This is a genomic window from Anaplasma marginale str. Florida (genome assembly GCF_000215485.1).
GTDB classification, from domain to species: domain Bacteria; phylum Pseudomonadota; class Alphaproteobacteria; order Rickettsiales; family Anaplasmataceae; genus Anaplasma; species Anaplasma marginale.
In genome coordinates this window covers 1-2,232 of the sequence record NZ_AFMS01000171.1, presented here as the reverse complement: position 1 = coordinate 2,232, position 2,232 = coordinate 1, and the positions used below count along the sequence as shown (strand labels likewise).

Genomic DNA, 2,232 nt, shown 5'->3' with positions numbered 1-2,232 from the left:
TGTGATGGTCGCTGAGGCCTTGATGCGCAGACACGGCGTCTGATATAGCACGCGAGAATAAGGTGCGGAACGTGTTGGCCGAATTTCTGCTGAATGCTGGGTTGTCCTTCACGAACGCTGCAAGCTGGTTTACCGCTTGTGGGTCATGGCGCTCTCGCAGCTTATCCTCAATTAGGGATAGTTTATCCTTCAAGAGTGACTCCCTATTGGCGGCATCTATGGCTTTGCTGCGCAAAGGCGCGAGCCGCACATTATTTTCTAGTATCCCTCTTACAGAGGTCTGACTTCTAGATTGTGTGATACAGCTGCACTGCTCAAGCAAATTTGTGTACATTTCAGCAAAGCGCCTGTCCTGCTGCAGAATGTCAGGGTTTTCAGCAACAAACCTTGACAGCTGCACTGGTAGATTGTCCCCTGCGGCGTCGCATATGTTAGGCCTGAGCTCACTGGCTCTGTGTTCTAGCACATACTTAATGAAGTCAAGGTTCTTTATGGCGATTGCGTGTTCTATGGGGGAGACTCCAGTTCTATAATCTCTAGCCGAAAACGCCTCTATGGGCATGCGACTCATGCTTGCTAGGTCGTGCGATTTGACCGTTCTTGAATTGACGATAGAAAATAGATCTCTCTGGTGCCCAATAAACACATTTCTGGGCTGCCCCACGATTGGGCTTGCACGCTCTAGAGGATATATCTCATTAAATGAGTGCAGGGATGTACTTGTTAGTAGATTTGCCAGGGCATCGTCATCCAGATTCTTAGTATCCTCTAGAAATTTGAGCGATAAATCTTGCTTTGCATCAGCCTTTAATTGAGGATGATCATCCAGGAAAGTGTCAACGGCGTCATCTCGCCGCCTCAAGTTTGCACCCGCGATAGTATTACGAAAGAAACTATCTCTCCTCTTTCCCTCTTTTTTGGCTTATTAGCTGAGAATCAAGTTCTGGATTCTTGTGGATGAGCTCCAGCATTTCTACAGTGCTTGGTTTATCGTTGCAGTTGGCGGCATGCTCAAGTATTCCCTTGCCATTACTGTCAACTGTGTTCAGAGGAACGCCGTTTGCACGAGAGTCATCAATTAGGTGAGCAAAGGCATAAGTGCCGTCCTCCCTTTTCATACCACTTTGTGCACACAAATGTGCCACGTTTTCCCCGCGATTTGTGGTACGGGCTGGATCGCCACCGAGTGCTATGAGATCTGAGAGGATTTTGTAGTTACCATGCGAGGCTGCTAGGTGTAATATGGAACGACCATCCACGCTCTGATTAATAATCTCTCTAGTGCGATCGTTGGGCTCCCTTCCATTACGCTGTATGTAGTCTTCTAGCAATTTTTCTGCTGCCTGGCAATCTCGAGATTCCAACGCTATTCGCAGCAGGTTTTCACTTCCTGCATGCTGAAACGCATTACCGTCCGCAGCCGACGCATATCCGCTAATGATCTGGCGATTTTCGGTGTTCAAACCCAAGTTGTGTCTTAGCAGTATACTCTTCAGCGTGTTAGCAAATGCACCACCAGGGGAAAACGGCGCAGATTCTGGCCCGTGCTGTGCAGATGCCTCGGCTGGCCGCATAGCCGCACTTGCTGCCCTGTCTTTTTCTAGAACGGCATTTACGGTTCGATGTGCAAGGTACCGCAACATAGCACTTCCGGCCCCGTCTTTAGGGCACACTGAGGTGGCAAAGTCGTACAGAGACTGGTGTGTTGTGCCATCTGGCACACTATGAGCGCTCAGCAAAACGTCTGGGTTCCTGTTGAGCACTGCTTCCACTATTTGTATGTTACCTGCACGGATAGCAGCGTCTAACAGTGATTTATTATCGGGAGAGCGTTGTACGTATACTTCACATGCTTTGGGCATGTTATGTTCTGCAATATGCGAGATCAAATTCTCGTCCGCAAATCTGTTAAAACTTGCCTCATCTAAATTTGCCATGAAGAATGCCAACATATTGTCCTTCAGCACGGCGTATGGCGGTGTTGCACCCGCAGATTGTGACGACTCCTGCCATAACATTTGCGACAGGCGCCCACACGCATCCCCTGCATCAATGTGCCCGATCAGGTCCGGGTTATCGTGGTTTATTGCCTGCTGTATTAAACCATCGCGTATTGTTGTATCCTGGGAGCTACGTGCTGACTCTTCCAAGTCGCTAAATAGTGCTGGGTTGTATAGATTATTTTCAGCTAGGTGCATCAGGAGCTGTTTAGATACTGCCGGGAACTGTTTG

Annotated in this window: 1 pseudogene; it reads right to left on the bottom strand. The window is 48.7% G+C overall.

Annotated features, from left to right (window positions below):
- Nucleotides 1-2,232, bottom strand: a pseudogene (locus GAC_RS06240) (hypothetical protein); the annotation flags it as partial.